This is a genomic window from Streptomyces sp. (assembly GCF_035563135.1).
Lineage (GTDB): Bacteria > Actinomycetota > Actinomycetes > Streptomycetales > Streptomycetaceae > Streptomyces.
On sequence record NZ_DATMVN010000715.1, the window covers coordinates 1 to 2,652 of the forward strand.

At 71.9% G+C, this 2,652-nt stretch carries 2 protein-coding genes and 1 pseudogene; 2 read left to right on the forward strand and 1 reads right to left on the reverse strand.

Features of this window, described 5'->3' with window-relative positions; translation table 11 throughout:
• A pseudogene (fadH, locus tag VN520_RS31725) lies at positions 1–739 on the reverse strand (NADPH-dependent 2,4-dienoyl-CoA reductase); the annotation flags it as partial.
• Between the two features lie 201 nt (positions 740–940).
• On the opposite strand from fadH, the gene VN520_RS31730 reads away from it, so the two are divergent.
• On the forward strand, positions 941–1,480 hold the full coding sequence (locus VN520_RS31730; RefSeq protein ID WP_325750384.1) for a DoxX family protein: 540 nt from the start codon (positions 941–943) through the stop codon (positions 1,478–1,480).
• Positions 1,481–1,543: 63 nt separating this feature from the next.
• Entirely contained in the window at positions 1,544–2,365 is an 822-nt protein-coding gene (locus tag VN520_RS31735; protein ID WP_414720010.1) for a DUF1206 domain-containing protein, read from the forward strand.
• The last annotated feature ends 287 nt before the right edge of the window (positions 2,366–2,652 follow it).

Consider the following 2,652-nt stretch of genomic DNA (forward strand, 5'->3'; position numbering starts at 1 on the left):
TGATGGTCGCCCCGGCCGCCTCGATCTCGCGGGCGAGGTGGACGACCTCCTCCAGCGTGGAACCCCCGGGCACCAGATCCAGCATGGACAGCCGGTAGATCAGGATGAAGTCGGGGCCGACGCGTTCACGGACACGGCGCACGATCTCGACGGGGAAGCGGATGCGGTTCTCGTACGAACCGCCCCAGCGGTCCTCACGGTGATTCGTCGCCGTGACGATGAACTCATTGATCAGATAACCCTCCGAGCCCATGATCTCGACACCGTCGTAACCCGCACGGCGGGCGAGCTCCGCGGCCCGCACGAAGTCCTCGACGGTCTCCTCGACCTCGTCGTCGTCCAGCGCGTGCGGGGTGAACCCGCTGATCGGGGCCTTGAGCGCGCTCGGCGCCACCAGGTCCGGGTGATGGGCGTAGCGCCCGAAGTGCAGGATCTGCATCGCGATCCTGCCGCCCGCCGCGTGCACGGCGGCCGTGACCTCGGTGTGCTGTTCCGCCTCCGCCTCGGTCGTCATCCTGGCCCCGCCGGGGAAGGAGCACCCGCGCTCGCTGGGCGCGATCCCCCCGGTGACCATCAGGCCCACCCCGCCGCGTGCGCGGGCCGCGTAGAAGGCGGCCATCCGCTCGAAACCGCGCTCGGCCTCCTCCAGACCGATGTGCATCGACCCCATGAGGACCCGGTTCGGGAGCGTGGTGAATCCGAGGTCGAGCGGGCTCAGCAGGGTGGGGTACGGGCTCATCCGGGTCTCCTCGCAGTGTCGTCGAGCCAGTTGTAGACCACCCGAACAGCCTTATGCAACTAGTTGCACAATGGCGTACGTCGCAGTTCCCGCAAGGCCCGGTCCACGGATGGCGTAACACCACCGGCCCCCGCCGCCCGGCCGGACGAGAGTGGATCCGTACGGCTCGCCGCCGCTCCTCCTTGTCGACAGGAGAACCTCATGACCTGCATCAACCGGCGTGACCTCGGACTTCTCGTCCTCAGGGCCGGTACAGGAGCCGTCCTGGCGGCCCACGGCAGCCAGAAGCTGGCCGGCTGGTTCGGTGGCGGGGGGATCGAGGGCACCACCGCGGCGATGGAAGCCATGGGCTTCCACCCGCCGAAGCACAGCGCGCTGGCCGCCGGACTCGGCGAGGCGGGCGGCGGGCTCCTGCTGGCCCTCGGCCTCGCCACCCCTGCGGCCGGTGCGGCCGCGGCGGGCACGATGGCGGGCGCGGTCGCCGTGCACGCGCCCGCCGGTTTCTTCGCGACGGGCGGCGGCTACGAATACCCGGCCTTCCTCGGCTTCACCGCCGCCGCGATCGGGGTGACGGGCGCCGGACGCTACTCCCTGGACCATGCCACCTGCCATGTCCTCGACCGGCCGTGGATCGTCGCCCTCGCGTTCGCCGGCAGCGCCCTGGCGGCGGCGGCCGTCGTCGGCCGACGTGCGAAGGGGCAGGCACCGGCCGGGAGCGGGGCCGGGGACGAGGACGTGTAGCCCTCTCGCATTGATCGCCGTTTCAGGGGCATCCGGCAGTGCATGAATGCGAAGGCGCTGTCGATGAACGCACGTGGTCAGGCCCGAAGAGCCGCGCGCAGCAAAGCCATGGACGCGGGGGCCCGCGCCGGGTTCGTGGCACGAGGGGTGATCTACCTCCTGGTGGGCCTGCTGGCCCTGCGCATCGCCTTCTCCGACGGAGGCGGGAAGCAGGCCGACCGGGGCGGGGCGATCGCGGAGATAGCCGAGAAGCCCTTCGGGAACGTCCTGCTGTGGGCGCTCGGTGTGGCGCTGGCCGGCATGGCTCTCTGGCGGCTGTCCGAGGCGCTCTTCGGCCAGGCGGGGCCCGACGGTGACAAGGCGAACAAGCGGGCCATGGCGGCGGGGCGCTTCCTCTTCTACGCCTTCGTGTCGTACTCCGTGCTCTCCTACGCCGCCGGTGACCAGAGCAGCGGAAGCGGATCGAGCGACAAGCAGACCGACGACGTCACGGCGCGTGCCCTGCAATGGACCGGTGGCCAGTGGATCGTGGGGATCGCGGGCGCCGCCGTGATCTGCGCGGGTCTCTGGATGGCCTACCGGGCCGTGGCACGCAAGTACCACAAGCACCTGAAGATGGGTGAGATGACGAAGAGGACCCGTCAGGCCGTCGATGTCACAGGCGTCTTCGGCGGTGTCGTCCGGGGCGCGGTCTTCGCCACGGCGGGCGGGTTCGCCCTGGCGGCTGCCGTCCGGCACGAACCCGGCCGAGCCAAGGGCATGGACGACACCCTGCGCTCCTTCACCGAGACGCCCGCGGGGCCCTGGCTGCTCGTGCTCATCGCTCTCGGTCTGGCGGCTTTCGGCCTCTTCTCCTGGGCCAACGCCCGCTACCGCAAGGTCTGAGCGCGGGACGGCCCCGGGGGACGGCAGCGAGGCGCTGCCGTCCCACCGGTCCGGTTCCCGCGTCTCCTCGACGTGGACGAGGGCCTCCGGCAGCCGGCCCGCCGACGCCGGGGCAGCCGTAGCCGACACGCTCGCCTCGCCGCACGGATGCAAGGGTCTCCTCGCGCAGCCGCTCCTCCCGGCGCCGCGCGTAAGCGTCGGGGCCCGCCGCCGTGCGGGCCACGCCCGCACCCCGGCGGGCGACGCCGCCGGCCTCGTCCGCCGGAGCGGGCACCGTGTGCGGCGGC

Coding starts and splice junctions, on each gene's coding strand:
- VN520_RS31730 (WP_325750384.1), top strand. CDS start 941: ATGACCTGCATCAACCGGCGTGACCTCGGACTTCTCGTCCTCAGGGCC.
- VN520_RS31735 (WP_414720010.1), top strand. CDS start 1,544: ATGAACGCACGTGGTCAGGCCCGAAGAGCCGCGCGCAGCAAAGCCATG.